12 protein-coding genes are annotated in these 14,938 nt (G+C 67.1%); 9 read left to right on the forward strand and 3 right to left on the reverse strand.

The genetic code is table 11. The features are described from left to right. Nucleotides 1-199 precede the first annotated feature (199 nt). On the forward strand, nt 200-1,687 hold the full coding sequence (locus VD964_RS00245) for a ribonuclease J (protein WP_324864332.1): 1,488 nt from the start codon (nt 200-202) through the stop codon (nt 1,685-1,687). Nucleotides 1,688-1,823: 136 nt separating this feature from the next. Beyond that, nucleotides 1,824-2,843: a purine nucleoside permease gene (locus VD964_RS00250; protein WP_324864334.1), complete on the forward strand. Its 1,020-nt coding sequence runs from the start codon at nt 1,824-1,826 to the stop codon at nt 2,841-2,843. A gap of 215 nt (nt 2,844-3,058) precedes the next feature. On the opposite strand, the gene VD964_RS00255 is transcribed toward VD964_RS00250, so the two are convergent. Together VD964_RS00255 and VD964_RS00260 are read right to left on the reverse strand one after the other, a co-directional pair. Further along, a complete protein-coding gene (locus VD964_RS00255) occupies nt 3,059-6,202 on the reverse strand; it encodes an efflux RND transporter permease subunit (RefSeq protein ID WP_324864336.1) in 3,144 nt (1,047 codons plus the stop codon). Nucleotides 6,203-6,232: 30 nt separating this feature from the next. After that, nucleotides 6,233-7,429, reverse strand: a complete 1,197-nt coding sequence (locus VD964_RS00260) for an efflux RND transporter periplasmic adaptor subunit (protein ID WP_149222505.1) — start codon at nt 7,427-7,429, stop codon at nt 6,233-6,235. 214 nt (nt 7,430-7,643) lie between these two features. Between VD964_RS00260 and VD964_RS00265 the strand changes: the two genes are divergently transcribed. From VD964_RS00265 to VD964_RS00275, 3 genes are all read left to right on the forward strand, one after another. Further along, the gene (locus VD964_RS00265; protein ID WP_324864339.1) at nt 7,644-8,312 is read left to right on the forward strand and encodes a TetR/AcrR family transcriptional regulator; all 669 of its coding nucleotides are present in this window, start codon (nt 7,644-7,646) and stop codon (nt 8,310-8,312) included. A gap of 80 nt (nt 8,313-8,392) precedes the next feature. Beyond that, nucleotides 8,393-9,226, forward strand: a complete 834-nt coding sequence (locus tag VD964_RS00270; protein ID WP_324864341.1) for a universal stress protein — start codon at nt 8,393-8,395, stop codon at nt 9,224-9,226. Nucleotides 9,227-9,376: 150 nt separating this feature from the next. Next, complete coding sequence (locus VD964_RS00275) at nt 9,377-10,078, forward strand: TetR/AcrR family transcriptional regulator (RefSeq protein WP_324864343.1); 702 nt, start codon at nt 9,377-9,379, stop codon at nt 10,076-10,078. Nucleotides 10,079-10,091: 13 nt separating this feature from the next. On the opposite strand, the gene VD964_RS00280 is transcribed toward VD964_RS00275, so the two are convergent. Then, nucleotides 10,092-11,588, reverse strand: coding sequence for an MFS transporter (locus VD964_RS00280; RefSeq protein ID WP_324864345.1), 1,497 nt, complete (start codon nt 11,586-11,588; stop codon nt 10,092-10,094). Between the two features lie 343 nt (nt 11,589-11,931). Between VD964_RS00280 and VD964_RS00285 the strand changes: the two genes are divergently transcribed. Genes VD964_RS00285 through VD964_RS00300 form a run of 4 tightly spaced genes read left to right on the forward strand, consistent with a single transcriptional unit; the run spans nt 11,932 to nt 14,923 of the window. Beyond that, entirely contained in the window at nt 11,932-12,606 is a 675-nt protein-coding gene (locus VD964_RS00285; protein ID WP_324864347.1) for an amino acid ABC transporter permease, read from the forward strand. A 13-nt stretch (nt 12,607-12,619) separates the two neighbouring features. Further along, nucleotides 12,620-13,273, forward strand: a complete 654-nt coding sequence (locus tag VD964_RS00290) for an amino acid ABC transporter permease (protein ID WP_324864349.1) — start codon at nt 12,620-12,622, stop codon at nt 13,271-13,273. Between the two features lie 36 nt (nt 13,274-13,309). Then, nucleotides 13,310-14,119, forward strand: coding sequence for a transporter substrate-binding domain-containing protein (locus VD964_RS00295; protein WP_324864351.1), 810 nt, complete (start codon nt 13,310-13,312; stop codon nt 14,117-14,119). Nucleotides 14,120-14,158: 39 nt separating this feature from the next. Beyond that, nucleotides 14,159-14,923, forward strand: a complete 765-nt coding sequence (locus tag VD964_RS00300) for an amino acid ABC transporter ATP-binding protein (protein ID WP_324864353.1) — start codon at nt 14,159-14,161, stop codon at nt 14,921-14,923. The last annotated feature ends 15 nt before the right edge of the window (nt 14,924-14,938 follow it).

A 14,938-nucleotide genomic window follows, 5' to 3' on the forward strand; every position in this document is an offset into this window, starting at 1 on the left:
GCCTCCCTTTGCCCACATAAGCCCTTACGAAACATTCGCACCCCAGCCGTACCGATGGCCGCCGCATGGCGCCTCCGGCCGGGTCCCTCCACACCGAGATCCGCATCGACGAGCGATGCACGCCCGTCCGGCAGCGTCGAATGCCGGCCTAAGTGAGACGTACGACAGAGGCATGACGTTTGATTCAAGGCGGCGCCGGATGGCGCCGAACAACCGCGCACGCAACCAACGTCCGCGTGATGACTTCGACGGCTCCCGCCCGACGGCCAACACGGTCCATGGCGGCGGCCCCACCGGCCCGGTTCCGGGCAAGGACGAGATCCTGTTCCTTCCGCTGGGCGGCTGTTCCCGCATCGGCATGAACATGGCGCTCTACGGCCATGCCGGAAAGTGGCTGATCGTGGACGCCGGCGTCGCCTTCATGGGCGACGAGGCGCCGGGCATCGACAGCCTGATGGCCGATCCGACCTTCATCGAAGAGCGGATGCAGGACGTCGTCGGTCTGGTGGTGACCCACGCGCACGAGGACCATATCGGTGCGATCCACCATCTGTGGCCGCGTCTGCGCTGCCCGATCTATGCCAGCCCCTTCGCCTCGCACATCATCCGCGACCGGCTGAAGGAAAAGGGCGCGCATCGGGCCGCCAAGGTGCAGACCTTCGACATCGGCGACACGCTGACCATCGGTCCGTTCCGGGTCGAGACCATCGCCGTCACCCATTCGATCCCCGAACCGATGTCGCTGGCGATCCGCACGGCGGCCGGCACAGTGCTGCACACCGGCGATTGGAAGTTCGATCCCGATCCGCTGATCGGCCGGACCACCGATGTCGCCGCGCTGAAGCGCTTGGGCGACGAGGGGCTGCTCGCCATGATGTGCGACAGCACCAACGCCGACGTGCCCGGTGCGACGGGATCGGAGGCCGACGCCCGCGCCGGCCTGATCGGCGCCTTCGCCAACCGTCCGGGCGCCATCGCGGTGACCGGCTTCGCCTCCAACGTCGCCCGCATGACCGCGGTGGCGGAAGCGGCGGCGGCGGTCGGGCGCAAGGTGGTGCTGGTCGGCCGCTCCATGCTGCGCATGGAAAAGGCGGCGCAGGCCTGCGGCTATCTCGACCATGTGCCGGACTTCATGGATGTCCGCGAGGCCTCCTGGACGCCGCGCGAGAACCTCGTGTTCCTGTGCACCGGCAGCCAGGGCGAGGAACGGGCGGCGCTCAGCCGTCTGGCCCGCAACGAGCACCGCGAGCTGTGGCTGGAAGAGGGCGACACCGTCATCTTCTCCGCCCGCACCATCCCCGGCAACGAGGAGGCGCTGGCCGAAATCCACGAGCATCTGCGTGGCATGGGGGTGGAGATCGTCACCCCGGCCGATGCGCCGGTCCACGTCTCCGGCCACCCCAAGCGCGACGACCTCGCCCGCATGTATGGGCTGGTCCGCCCGCGCTTCGCGGTTCCGGTCCACGGCACCATCGAGCATATGGAAGCCCACGCCCGCCTCGCCCGCGCCTGCGGTGTCGAGCGTGCCCTGGTTCCGGAGGATGGCGACATCCTGCGCATCGCCAAGGAAGGCACCCGCGTGATCGGCCGCATTGAGCCCAGGCGCCTCGCCAACACCGGCCGGGAGTTGATCCCCTGGGTGCCACCGGTGACGGTGGACGCGGAGGAAGAGCGCGTCGCGGCCTGACCGCCTGTCCAGTTTGGAAAAACGCCCTGCACCGCCCGGTGCGGGGCGTTTTCCGTTTTTATACGAACGAAACGGACGGGCATGGCTCGGGCATTGCATACTCCCGTGCGTCTTTGTCCCACGGAGTGAAAGTTCGATGCCGTTGCTCTCCTGCTGCCGCAGCGCCGCCCTGTCGGCCCTGCTCCTGTTCGGGCTGAACGGATCTCTTCAGGCCGCCGAACCGGTCAAGGTCAAGGTGTTCGTCGGGTCGATGTTCGAGATCGGCAAGAACACCGGCGACCGGGCGGGCGAGTTCCAGCACTGGTACGATCGCTATTGGCAGACTGCCGAGCCGATCACGGTGAAGGGCGCGCTGAACCCGGTCTACTGCAACGCCGACGGCGTGTGCGGGTCGGTGCTGGGCATGGGCAAGGTCAGTTCCTCCGCCTCGATGCAGGCGATCCTGCTGAACCCGCAGCTCGACCTGTCGCAAGCCTATTTCCTGGTCACCGGCGTGGCCGGCACGCCGCCGTCGCGCGGCACCATCGGCGAGGTCAGTTGGGCGACCTGGGTGGTCGACTATGACCTGGGCCACCGCTGGGCGCCGGAGGAAGGCAAGCCGGGCGAGCCGACCTTCATGCCGCGCAAGGGCTATGAAGCGGTGCGCCTGTTCCCGATGAACCCGGCGCTGGTCTCCTGGGCGATGCGGCTGACCGCCGACACGCCGCTGAAGGACAGCGAGTCCGCCCGTGCCTATCGCAAGCGCTATCCGCAGGAGACCGCGCAACGTGCTCCTTTCGTGGGCACCGGCACGCACATGACCGGCGACACCTTCTTCCACGGCCCCGGCATGTCGGAGCAGGCGCAGTACATCGCCAAGCTCTATGGCGCCGACGATTACGTCATCACCGAGATGGAGGCGGCGGCGATCACTCTGGTGATCAAGCGGCTGCAGGGCTCCGACCGGGTGATGAGCCTGCGCGGCGCCGTCAATTTCGACCAGGGCAACCCCAACGAGACCACCCTGCAGCATCTCGACCCGAAGCCGGGCGAAACCGCCGGCGGATTCGCCGAGACGGTGGAGAATGTGGAACTGGTCGGCTCCCGCATGGTCGACCACATCGTCGGCCACTGGGACCAGTGGAAGGACGGCGTCCCGGCTCTGCCGGCCCAATAAAGCCTGAAACGTAGAGGACGCGTCTCTTCCGACGCCGCATGGCCCACAAGCGCCCCCCTCCTTTCGTGGGACGTCCCACGATCGAAGGGAGGTAGGCGGATTGAACGGATGGGGCGGACCTGTTCCACGGTGTTCCATCCTGCCGCCCAAGAAAAAGCGCCGGGCCCACGAGGGACCCGGCGCTTTCCGTTGATCCGGCCGAACGGCCTGCCCGCTCAGTCCCCTGCCGCCGGCTGCGGCATGGCGCCCTGGCCGGGGCGCCGGCGGGCGAACAGGCGGTAGACCGCGACGAAGAAGACCGGTACGAACAGGATCGCCAACACGGTGGCGGAGATCATGCCGCCCATCACGCCGACGCCGATGGCGTTCTGGCTCTCCGACCCCGCGCCGGTGGCGATAGCCAGCGGCAGCACGCCGAGGACGAAGGCCAGCGACGTCATGATGATCGGCCGCAGACGCTGGCGGCAGGCCTCGATCGCGGCCTCCTTCAGCTCCATGCCCTCGTCGTAGAGCGACTTGGCGAACTCCACGATCAGGATGGCGTTCTTCGCCGACAGGCCGATGGTGGTCAACAGGCCGACCTGGAAATAGACGTCGCTCGGCAGGCCGCGCAGCGTCGCGGCGATGACCGCGCCGATGACGCCCAGCGGCACCACCATGATCACCGACACCGGCACCGACCAGCTCTCATAGAGCGCCGCCAGGCAGAGGAAGACGATGATCATCGACAGGGCGTAGAGCGCCGGGGCCTGCGAGCCGCTGAGCCGTTCCTCGTAGGACAGGCCGGTCCATTCGAAGCCGATGCCCGGCGGCAGCTTCTGCATCATCGCCTCCATCTCGGCCATTGCCTCGCCCGAGCTGATGCCCGGCGCGGCCGATCCCTGGATGTTCAGCGAGGAGGCGCCGTTGTAGCGCTCCAGCTTCGGCGAACCGTAGATCCACTGCGCCGTCGTGAAGGCGGAGAAGGGGACCATCTGGTTGCTGGAATTGCGCACGTACCAGCGGTCGATGTCGCTCGGCTGCATGCGGTAGGGCGCGTCGGCCTGCAGATAGACCTTCTTCACCCGGCCCTGGTCGATGAAGTCGTTGACGTAGGAGGAACCCCAGGCCACCGACAGCGTCGTGTTGATGTCGCTGAGCGCAAGGCCGAGCGCGCTCGCCTTCTCGCGGTCGACGTCCAGCTTGAACTGCGGCGTGTCCTCCAGGCCGTTGGGACGGACGCCGACCAGCTTCGGGTTCTGCGCCGCCATGCCCAGCAGCTGGTTGCGCGCCTGCATCAGCCGGTCATGGCCCAGCCCGCCACGGTCGACCAGCTGCAGGTCGAAGCCGGTGGCGTTGCCGAGGCCGGGAACCGACGGCGGCAGGAAGGCGAAGACCACCGCATCCTTCAGCCGAGACAGCGCCCCCATCGCCCGCCCTGCGATGGCCTGCGGCTTCTGCGCCGGGGATTCGCGCTCGCTCCAGTCCTTCAGCCGGACGAAGGCCATGCCGGCATTCTGGCCGCGGCCGGAGAAGTTGAAGCCGACGATGGTGAACAGGCCTTCGACGCTGTCCTTCTCCTTTTCCAGGAAATGGGTGGTGACGGCCTTGGCGGTCTCGGCCGTGCGCTCGGCGCTGGCATTCGGCGGGGCCGACCACAGCACGAACAGCTGGCCGCGGTCCTCCGTCGGCAGGAAGGAGGACGGCATCTGCAGGAACAGGTAGCCCAGCCCGCCGAGGATCAGCAGATAGGCGATGAAATAGCGGCCCAGACGGTTCACCGCGCCGCGCACGCCGCGGACATAGACCCGGCTGCTGGCGTCGAAGCCGCGGTTGAACAGGCCGAAGAAGCCCCTCTTCGAATGGCCGTGGCCGACGGTCACAGGCTTCAGGATGGTGGCGCAGAGCGCCGGGGTCAGCACCAGGGCGACCACCACCGACAGCGCCATCGCCGACACGATGGTCAGCGAGAACTGGCGGTAGATGGCGCCGGCCGAACCGCCGAAGAAGGCCATCGGCACGAACACCGCCGACAGCACCAACGCGATACCGACCAGCGCGCCGGTGATCTGGTCCATCGATTTGCGCGTCGCCTCGCGCGGGGGCAGCCCCTCCTCGCTCATCACGCGTTCGACATTCTCGACCACGACGATGGCGTCGTCCACCAGCAGGCCGATGGCCAGCACCATGCCGAACATCGTCAGCACATTGACCGAGAAGCCGAAGGCCGACAGCACGCCGAATGTGCCGAGCAGCACCACCGGCACCGCGATGGTCGGGATCAGCGTCGCGCGGAAATTCTGCAGGAACAGGTACATCACGACGAAGACGAGGATGATGGCCTCGAACAGCGTCTTGATCACCTCATGGATCGACAGCTCGACGAAGGGCGTCGTGTCGTAGGGGTAGATGACCTCGATGCCCGCCGGGAAGAAGGGCTGCAGCTCCGCCACGCGCGCCTTGACCGCGGCGGCGGTGTCCAGCGCGTTGGCGCCGGTCGCCAGCTTGATGCCGACGCCCGCCGCCGGCTTGCCGTTGTAGGCGGCGCTGATCTCGTAGGTCTCGGATCCGATCTCGATCCGCGCCACGTCGCGCAGCCGCACCTGGGATCCGTCGGGGTTCACGCGCAGCAGGATGGCGCCGAACTGCTCCGGCGTCTGCAGCCGCGACTGGGCGGTGATGGTGGCGTTGATCTGCTGGCCTGCAACGGCCGGCGCGCCGCCGAGCTGGCCGGCGGAGACCTGTGCGTTCTGGGTCTTGACCGCGTTGGAGACGTCGGTCGTGGTCAGTGCGAAGTTGTTCAGCGCATCGGGGTCGAGCCAGATGCGCATGGCATGCTGCGGGCCGAAGACGGTGACGTCGCCGACACCCTCCACGCGGCTCATGGTGTCCTGCAGGTTGGAGGTGACGTAGTCGGCAATGTCGCCCTGGCTGAGGCGCCCGTCGCTCGACACGAAACCGACCACCAGCAGGAAGTCGTTGCCGGCCTTCGACACCTGCAGGCCGCGCTGCTGGACCTCCTGCGGCAGCAGGGGAACCGCCAGTTGCAGCTTGTTCTGCACCTGGACCTGGGCGATGTCGGGGTTGGCCTCCGGCTCGAAGGTCAGCGTGATGGTGACGTTGCCGGAGGAGTCGCTGTTGGAGGACATATAGCGGAAATGGTCGAGCCCGGTCATCTTCTGTTCGATGACCTGGGTGACCGTGTCCTCCAGCGTCTTTGCCGAGGCGCCGGGATAGCTGGCTGTGATCGACACCGTCGGCGGCGCGATCTTCGGATACTGCTCGACGGGCAGCCGCAGGATCGCCAGGGCGCCCGCCATCATGATGACGATGGCGATGACCCAGGCGAAGACCGGCCGGTCGATGAAGAATTTTGACATGGGAGCGGTTCCTGGGGACGGTATCCTGGATCAGCGGGCCGACGCGGCCTTTTCAGGCAGCGCAGCGAGGGCATTCTGGGCCGGCACCGGCTTCACCTCGGCACCTGGCTTGACCTTCTGCAGGCCTTCGACGACCACCCGCTCGCCGGCGGCCAGCCCGTCCGACACCAGCCAGACATTGCCGACCGCGCGTTCGGTCTTGATGGTGCGCTGGGCCGCCTTGTTGTCGGCGCCCACCACCCAGACGCGGGCGCTGCCGTCCGGTCCGCGGCTGACCGCCGCCTGCGGGACGGTAATGGCATTCTCGGCGACGCCCTGCTCCACGCGGGCGCGGACGAACAGACCGGGCAGCAGATCCTTGTTCGGGTTGGGGAAGACGGCGCGCAGCTGGACCGAACTGGTGCCGGCATCCACCGTCACGTCGGAGAACTGGAGTTCGCCCTTCGCCGGATAGGGGGTGTCGTCGCCGTTGCTGTTGAGGAACAGCGTCACCGGGATCTTGCCGGGCTCCGCCGGGCGGATGCGGCCGGTCGCCATGTCCTCGCGCAGCTTCATCAGCTGCGAGGCGGTCTGCGTCACGTCGACATAGATCGGGTCGAACTGCTGGATGGTCGCCAGCGCCGTCGCCTGACTGGCCGTGACCAGCGCGCCTTCGGTGACCGCCGATTTGCCGATGCGGCCGGAGATCGGCGCGAACACCTTGGTGTAGTTGAGGTTGATGCTGGCAAGGTTGTAGGCGGCCTTGGCCGCGGCCACCTGCGCCTCGTTCTGCTTCAGCGTGGCCTGGACGTCGTCGAAGTCCTGCTTGCTGACCACGCTATTCTTGACGAGGTCACCATAGCGCGCCGCCTTGTTGCGCGCGGCCTGCAGGTTGGCTTCCGCCTTCTGCACGTCGGCCTGGGCGCTCGCCAGCGACGCCTCGTAGGTGGCGGGGTCGATCTGGTAGAGCTGGTCGCCGGCCTTGACGTCGCTGCCCTCGCGGAACAGGCGCTTCAGCACGATGCCGCTGACCTGCGGGCGGATTTCAGCCACCCGGTAGGCGGCGGTGCGGCCCGGCAGCTCGGTCGTCACGGTCAGGCGCTGCGGCCCGATGGTGATGACCGACACCTCCGGCGGACCGCCGGCCTGGGGCTGGCCGGCCGCCTGCTTCTGCTGGTTGCAGCCGGCGAGCACCGCGATCAGCGCAGCCGCCGCGGCCAGCGTCATGAATGAGTTGGATCTGAACATCTCTTTCCTCGTCTCGGCGCCGCGCGTCTGCGGTCCCGTCTCCCTGCTACGGCCGGGCTTTGGGCCGGCCTTCGGTCCGGGCTGCGGGTGGACCGGCACATCCCCGTTGCTTAGTACTGTCTCATACAGTACACTGTACTAGACGATACATTCAGAATGCTGCAGCGCGCAAGGGGGTTCCGCAATGCCCGATACGGGGCTGGATGCAAGGGGGGTGGATAACGGCGCCGGAACGGTCACCCGCGGCCATGCGCGCTGCCGAGCCCTGCTGGATGCCGCGGCGGCGCTATTCGTCGAGAAGGGCTATGCCGGTACGTCGCTCAGCGATGTGCTGCGGCTCGCCGGCGGGTCGCGCACGACGCTCTATGCCCATTTCGGCGACAAGGACGGCCTGTTCCGCGCCATGATGGAGGAACATTGCGCCCGGGTGCTGGACGGCATGGCACCGGACGCCCTCGCCTTGGATGCCCCCGCCGGCAGCGTTTCGGAGCAGGTTGCCGATCCGGAGGAGCGGCTGGTCCGCATCGCGCTGCATATCATGCATGCGCTGACGGAGCCGCAGACGACGGCGATCCTGCGCACGCTGATTTCGGAAGGCGCCCGCATTCCCGACCTTGTCGAGACCTTCGTCCGCGTCGGGCCGGAGCGTACGCGCGAGCGGATGGCCGGCTGCCTGCGCGAACTGGCCGAGGCAGGACGGATCCGCGTTGCCGACACCGATGCGGCGGCACAGGCCTTCTGCGGCATGGTGACCGGCAACCTCCTGATGGAGCGGCTGATCCTGCCCGACCGGCCGGTCGATATGCCGGCGGTGGAGGCGTATGTGCGCGCCTGCGTCCGCCTGTTCCTTCGCGGCGCCGCCCCGCCCCCGCCGGTCTCCTGACGGCGCTCCGCCCCGACCAAGTTCCCGAACGAATTGCCAAGTAAGAGGCCCGTAGAATGCGCCCCGGAATACCCCCCGGAATGCCGAAAGACATCGTCGTTTTCATCGAGGCGGACGAGGAGCGGGCGGGCCGGCTCGCCTATGCCGCCGCCCTGGCGCAAAGCTGGCAGGCGCACCTGATCGCCACCTTCGTCGTCAACCGGCTGGAACTGACCCCCGGCAGCGGCTTCGCCCGCGGCGGCGGACTGGAAGCCATGCTGCGCCAGCATCATACCGCCTCCCGCAACGCGGCGGCGGAGGCGCGGACGCTGTTCGAGCGCATCGTCGCCGACACCGGCATCAGCGGCGAATGGCGCCTGTCCGACCATGAGGATGGCGAAGCGCTGATGCTCCACGCCCGCCATGCCAGCCTCGCCATCGTCGGCCCGCCGTTGCGGCCGACCCGGCCGGCGCGGATGCTCAGCCTGTCGGAGGATGTGATCTTCGCCTCCGGCCGTCCCACCCTGCTTCTGCCGGCAGGCTGGCCGTCGCACCGCATCGGCCGGCGCATCGTCGTCGGCTGGAACGGCAGCCGCGAGGCGGCGACCGCCATCGCGCTCGCCATGCCATTGTTTAGCGCGGCGGACATCGTGCATCTGGTCGTGGTGCCGGAAGCGCGCCCGAATGGCCTGCTCGGCGGCGATCCGGGGGCCGACATGTCCCGCCATCTGGCGCGCAACGGGGTAGAGGTGGTGCTGGAACAGCGCCCAGGCACCGATGCCGGCACCGTGCTGCTGGAGCATGCGCGCACGGTGGATGCCGACCTGCTGGTGATGGGCGCCTATGGCCGGCCGCGGATCAGCGAGTTCGTCTTCGGCGGGACGACCCGGACGGTTCTGGCGAAGGCGAACACCCCGATCCTTTTGTCGCGATGACCTTGCCGGAGAAGGGGCCCCTGCGTCTTTTTTACAACTCGCGCCGGTCCCCCTTCCCGGTGCAGACGTTCACCATTGGCGCACGCGCATCGGCGTGGAACGGATAATCAGACCGGACGCGGGCGCCGCCGCGCCGGAGGAAAGCGCACCATGACGAGCAGCAGCCACAAGGCCGAAGTCGCCGCCGGAGCCACTGCCGGACCGCCGGCGGCCGGACCCGCCACCTGCGGGCCGCGGGGATTGGCGCGCCGGCAGGCCATCCTGACCGCCGCCCGTCGGCTGTTCATCGAAAAAGGGTTCGAGAAGACGACGCTCAGCGACATCATCGCCGTTGCCGGCGGCTCCCGCGCCACGCTGTACGAGCATTTCGGCGACAAGGAAGGCCTGTTCCGCGCGATCATGGAAGAGGACAACGCCATGATCCTCTCCGGCCTCGCCCCGGCCCAGGCCGACGACCGCGTCACGCCGGAGGCGGGGCTGACCGCCTTCGCCCTGCATCTGGTCAAGGCCCTGCTGAACGAGGAGACGACCGGCACGGTCCGCATCCTGATCTCCGAAGGCGACCGCGTGCCGGACATCGCCGAGGCCTTCTTCCGCATCGGCCCGGAAAACGCCATCCGCCGCCTTGCCGAATATCTGCAACGCCTGTCGGACAGCGGGACCTTGAAGATCGAGGATCCGGCCGTGGCCGCCCAGGCCTTCCTCGGCATGGTCACCGGCAACCTGCTGATACGCCGCCTGATCCTACCGCAGAGCGCACCGGCCATCCCCGACCTCGACCGCTATGTCCGGCAGGCGGTGCGGCTGTTCCTGAGCGGCGCCCGCGTGTCCGGCACCGCCATTCCCGGATGAGACCCGGCGACGGTCAGATCGTCTCCGTCGCCTCCTCCCCCACCCCGCGGTCGCGGTTGGCCTTGGTCAGCGGTTCGGCGATCTCCTCCAGCCCCTTGCCTTCGGCATCGACGCCGTAGATCAGGGCGACCACGCCGCCGAACATCATCACCACCGACCCCAGAACATAGCCCCAGAACAGCGGGTCGCGCTCCGTTCCCTCCCCCACCAGCCAGCCGAACAGCAGCGGCCCGGTGGAGCCCACCACCTGGGCGACGGCGAAGAAATAGGAGATGGCTTGCGCCCGGACCTCCAGCGGGAAGATTTCGCTGACCGTCAGGTAGGCCGACGACGCGCCCGCCGAGGCGAAGAAGAAGGACACGCACCAGAACACGGTGTGCGTGTCCGCCGTCAGCACCCCCTGCCGGAACAGGATGGCCGAGGCCAACAGAACGGTTCCCGCCAGCACATAGGTGCCGAAGATCATCCGCCGCCGCCCCACCGTGTCGAACAGCGGCCCCAGCAGCAGCGGACCGATCAGGTTGCCCGCGGCGAAGGGGAAGAAATAGAGCGCCGTCTGCGATGGGTCGAGGTGATAGAAATTCTGCAGGACCAGGGCATAGGTGAAGAAGATCGCATTGTAGAGGAAGGATTGCGTGACCATCATCGTCACGCCCAGGAAGGTGCGTGACGGATATTGCCGGAAGAAGACGTCCACCAACTGGGGATAGGACACGGAGTCCTCGGGAATGATGGTCATCGCCCGCCGCGGATCGACCGGCGGCAACGTCTTTCCCTGGTCGCGAACGCTGGCCTCGATGCCGTCGACGATGCGCTCGGCCTCCTCCTCCATCCCATGGGTGACCATCCAGCGCGGGCTCTCCGGGATGAACCGGCGCAGATAGATGATGGCCAGCCCCAGAATCGGGCCGATAAAGAAGGCGATGCGCCAGCCGAGATCCTCCGGGACCAGGGAGTGGTCGAGAAGGAAGACGCTGCCGACGGCGCCGATCATCGCACCGCCCCAATAGGTGCCGTTGATGGCGATATCGACACGGCCGCGGTAGCGGGCGGGGATCAGCTCGTCGATGGCGGAATTGATGGCGGCATATTCGCCGCCGATCCCCATCCCGGCGACGAAACGCCAGAGATAGAGGAACCACGGAGTCCAGGCGAATCCGGCGATGCCGGAGGCGATCAGGTAGATGGCCAGCGTGGTGATGAACAGCCGCTTGCGCCCCCAGCGGTCGGTCAGCCGCCCGAAGACGAGTGCCCCGACCACCTGCCCCATGAGATAGATGGTGCCGGCAAGCCCGACCTCCGCGCTCGACATGCCCAGGCTTTCCTTGTAGCCGGAGGCCGAGATCAGCTGGATTTCGATTCCGTCCAGGATCCAACTGACGCCCAGCCCCACCACGACCATCCAATGGAAGCGGGCCCAGGGCAACCGGTCCATCCGGGCGGGCACGAGGCTGCTCACCGCGGCATTCCGCGACACGCGGTCCGGAGCAGCACTTTGTCTGGCGGTCATGGCGGACGGCACTCCTCGTGCTGATGGATGGACCGGGTGAGGCGTTCCGGCTGCGGATGAAACGTCCCGTCGCAATGGAAGGTTTCGCCAGCGCTCCGTCCGAGCACCCGCCGAACATCTGGTACACGAATTGTCACGACTCTCCTCATTTTCCGTTGCACATTTAGATCGATCCAATTAGCCTGTCCAAAGACTGAGGGCATCGGGACGATGGCTGCGAAGCCGCGAGAGCCCGGCATGACTTCCGGGTGCCGATCCCGGATGGACGCCCGACGGACAAAGGCGATCCGCGCGACGCCGGCCCCTGGAAAAGCCGGTGCGACGCGGGTGCGGAGGAACGCCCGTGACCTACGACTTTCAATTCGACGCGGTGTTCGCGTCGTGGGACATGCTGCTGGGCGGAGCCTGGCTGACGATCAAGCTGTCGTTCGGCGCCATGGCCATCGGGCTGGTGGTCGCCATCCTCTGCGCGCTGGGCAAGACCTCCGGTCCGAAGCCGGTGCGCTGGCTGATCAACGCCTATATCGAGGTCATCCGCAACACGCCCTTCCTGGTCCAGATCTTCCTGATCTTCTTCGGGCTGCCGACCGTCGGCCTCAGGCTGTCGCCGGACGTGGCGGCGCTGATCGCGATGGTCGTCAATGTCGGCGCCTATGCGACCGAGATCATCCGCGCCGGAATCGAATCCATCCACAAGGGCCAGATCGAAGCCGGGTTGGCGCTGGGGCTGCGCCCGCTGCAGGTCTTCCGCTACATCGTGCTGAAGCCGGCGCTGCGCACGGTCTATCCGGCGCTGACCAGCCAGTTCATCCTGCTGATGCTGAGTTCCAGCATCGTGTCCGCCATCTCCGCGGACGAGCTGACGTCGGTTGCCAACAACATCCAGTCGCAGACCTTCCGCAGCTTCGAGATCTACATCGTCGTGACCGGCATCTATCTGGTGCTGGCGCTGATGTTCTCGGCCCTGTTCGCCGGCATCTACCGGCTGGCCTTCGCCTATTCCGTCGACCGGCGCTGAAGGAGGCCGCAAGATGATCCGCGCCTTCGGATACAACGAATTCCTGTTCCTGCTGAGCGCCGTGCAGTGGACGCTGCTGCTGTCGGCCATCGCCTTCATCGGCGGCGGCATCGTCGGCCTGTTCGTGGCGCTCGGCCGCACGTCCGACGTGAAGCCGCTGCGCTGGCTGGCGACCGGCTACATCCAGGTCTTCCAGGGCACGCCGCTGCTGATGCAGCTGTTCCTGGTCTTCTTCGGCGCCACCGTGATGGGCATCGACATGAGCCCGTGGGTGGCCGCGGCACTTGGCCTGACGCTGAACACCAGCGCCTTCCTGGGCGAGATCTGGCGCGGCTGCATCCAGTCGGTGCCGCGTGGGCAATGGGAGGCGGCGTCCGCGCTCGGCCTGCGCTATCCCGGCCTGATGCGCTACGTGATCCTGCCGCAGGCGGTGAAGGTCGCGGTGCCGCCCACCGTCGGCTATCTGGTCCAGGTCATCAAGGGCACCTCGCTGGCCGCCATCATCGGCTTCGTCGAGCTGACCCGCGCCGGCCAGATCGTCAACAACGCCACCTTCCAGCCCTTCCTGGTCTTCGGCATCGTCGCTGCGATCTATTTCGCGCTGTGCTGGCCGCTGTCGCTGCTGAGCCAGCGGCTGGAAGCCCGCTACGCCGCGCCTTCTCGGTAAAACCCTAAAAAACTCCCGCACTTGGAGGAAACAACCATGGCCTTCTCCGTCACCCGCCGCCTGATCGTCGCCGGCGCCCTGATGACCGCCGCAATCGGCCTCACCGCCACGGCGAACGCCCAGAGCGTCGAGGACATCAAGGGTAAGGGCAAGCTGACCGTCGGCATGCTGGTCGACTTCCCGCCCTTCGGCATCACCAGCGCCGACGGCAAGCCGGACGGTTACGACGCCGACGTCGCCAAGCTGATGGCCAAGCACATGGGCGTGCCGGTGGACATCGTGCCGGTCACCGGGCCGAACCGCATCCCCTACCTGCTGACCGGCAAGGTGGACGTGCTGGTCGCCTCGCTCGGCATCACGCCGGAACGGGCCAAGCAGGTCGCCTTCTCCGATCCCTATGCAGCCATCGAGATCGGGCTGCTCGCCCCGCAGAAATCGCCGATCGCCAAGGCCGAGGATCTGTCGGGCAAGAGTGCCGGCGTCGCCCGCGCCAGCACCCAGGACCAGTCGCTGACCGCGGTGGCGCCGAAGGATGCCCGCATCATGCGCTTCGACGACGACGCCAGCGCCGTGCAGGCCCTGCTGTCCGGTCAGGTCGATGCGCTGGGCGTCAGCAACGTGGTGGCGCAGCAGATCAAGACGATGGCGCCGCAGGCCAACTACGAGATGAAGTTCGTGCTGAAGAGCCAGGTACAGGGCGTCGCCATGCGCCAGGGCCAGGACAAGCTGCAGAGCTGGGTCAACGGCTTCCTCGACACGGTGAAGAAGAACGGGGAGCTGAACGCCATCCATCAGAAGTGGCTGGGCACCGATCTGCCGGCGGCGGTCACGTCCGGCAAGTCCTGAGCTTGAGACAACCGCATTTCCCCGGTGGAGGGTAAGACCATGGCAGTGGTGTCCGAACCGATGAGCGCGGATGTCGTCATCCGCATGGAAGGCGTCCAGAAATGGTACGATCATTTCCAAGTGCTGAAGGACATCGACCTGGAGGTCCACCGGGGCGAGCGGATCGTCATCTGCGGCCCGTCCGGGTCGGGGAAATCCACCCTGATCCGCTGCATCAACCAGCTGGAACGCCACCAGAAGGGCCGCATCACCGTCAACGGCGTCGAGCTCGGCCCCCATCACCGCCAGCTCGACACCGTGCGGCGGGAGGTCGGCATGGTGTTCCAGAGCTTCAACCTGTTCCCGCACCTGACCGTGCTGGAGAACTGCATGCTGGCGCCGTTGAAGGTGCGCGGCGTGACGAAGGACGAGGCGAAGGCCACCGCCATCCGCTATCTGGAGCGGGTGCGCATTCCCGAACAGGCCGACAAGTATCCCGGCCAGCTTTCGGGTGGACAGCAGCAGCGCGTCGCCATCGCCCGGTCGCTGTGCATGAACCCGAAGGTGATGCTGTTCGACGAGCCGACCTCGGCGCTCGACCCCGAAATGGTCAAGGAGGTGCTGGACACCATGATCGGATTGGCGGAAGACGGCATGACCATGCTGTGCGTGACGCACGAGATGGGATTCGCCAAGTCGGTCGCCCACCGCGTGATCTTCATGGACCGCGGCGAGATCGTCGAGCAGAACACGCCGGAGGAGTTCTTCACCGCCCCGAAATCGGAGCGGACGCGGAGCTTCCTCGGCCAGATTCTGGCGCACTAAGGATCTTTCGTTCCA

This window comes from Azospirillum sp. (assembly GCF_035628975.1).
Taxonomy (GTDB): domain Bacteria; phylum Pseudomonadota; class Alphaproteobacteria; order Azospirillales; family Azospirillaceae; genus Azospirillum.

Bases quoted from the DNA above. Each gene is read 5' to 3' on its own strand.
- VD964_RS00260 (WP_149222505.1), bottom strand. From the start codon at position 7,429: ATGTTCAGATCCAACTCATTCATGACGCTGGCCGCGGCGGCTGCGCTG.
- VD964_RS00270 (WP_324864341.1), top strand. From the start codon at position 8,393: ATGCCGAAAGACATCGTCGTTTTCATCGAGGCGGACGAGGAGCGGGCG.
- VD964_RS00280 (WP_324864345.1), bottom strand. From the start codon at position 11,588: ATGACCGCCAGACAAAGTGCTGCTCCGGACCGCGTGTCGCGGAATGCC.
- VD964_RS00250 (WP_324864334.1), top strand. From the start codon at position 1,824: ATGCCGTTGCTCTCCTGCTGCCGCAGCGCCGCCCTGTCGGCCCTGCTC.
- VD964_RS00290 (WP_324864349.1), top strand. From the start codon at position 12,620: ATGATCCGCGCCTTCGGATACAACGAATTCCTGTTCCTGCTGAGCGCC.
- VD964_RS00295 (WP_324864351.1), top strand. From the start codon at position 13,310: ATGGCCTTCTCCGTCACCCGCCGCCTGATCGTCGCCGGCGCCCTGATG.
- VD964_RS00245 (WP_324864332.1), top strand. From the start codon at position 200: ATGGCGCCGAACAACCGCGCACGCAACCAACGTCCGCGTGATGACTTC.
- VD964_RS00255 (WP_324864336.1), bottom strand. From the start codon at position 6,202: ATGTCAAAATTCTTCATCGACCGGCCGGTCTTCGCCTGGGTCATCGCC.
- VD964_RS00275 (WP_324864343.1), top strand. From the start codon at position 9,377: ATGACGAGCAGCAGCCACAAGGCCGAAGTCGCCGCCGGAGCCACTGCC.
- VD964_RS00300 (WP_324864353.1), top strand. From the start codon at position 14,159: ATGGCAGTGGTGTCCGAACCGATGAGCGCGGATGTCGTCATCCGCATG.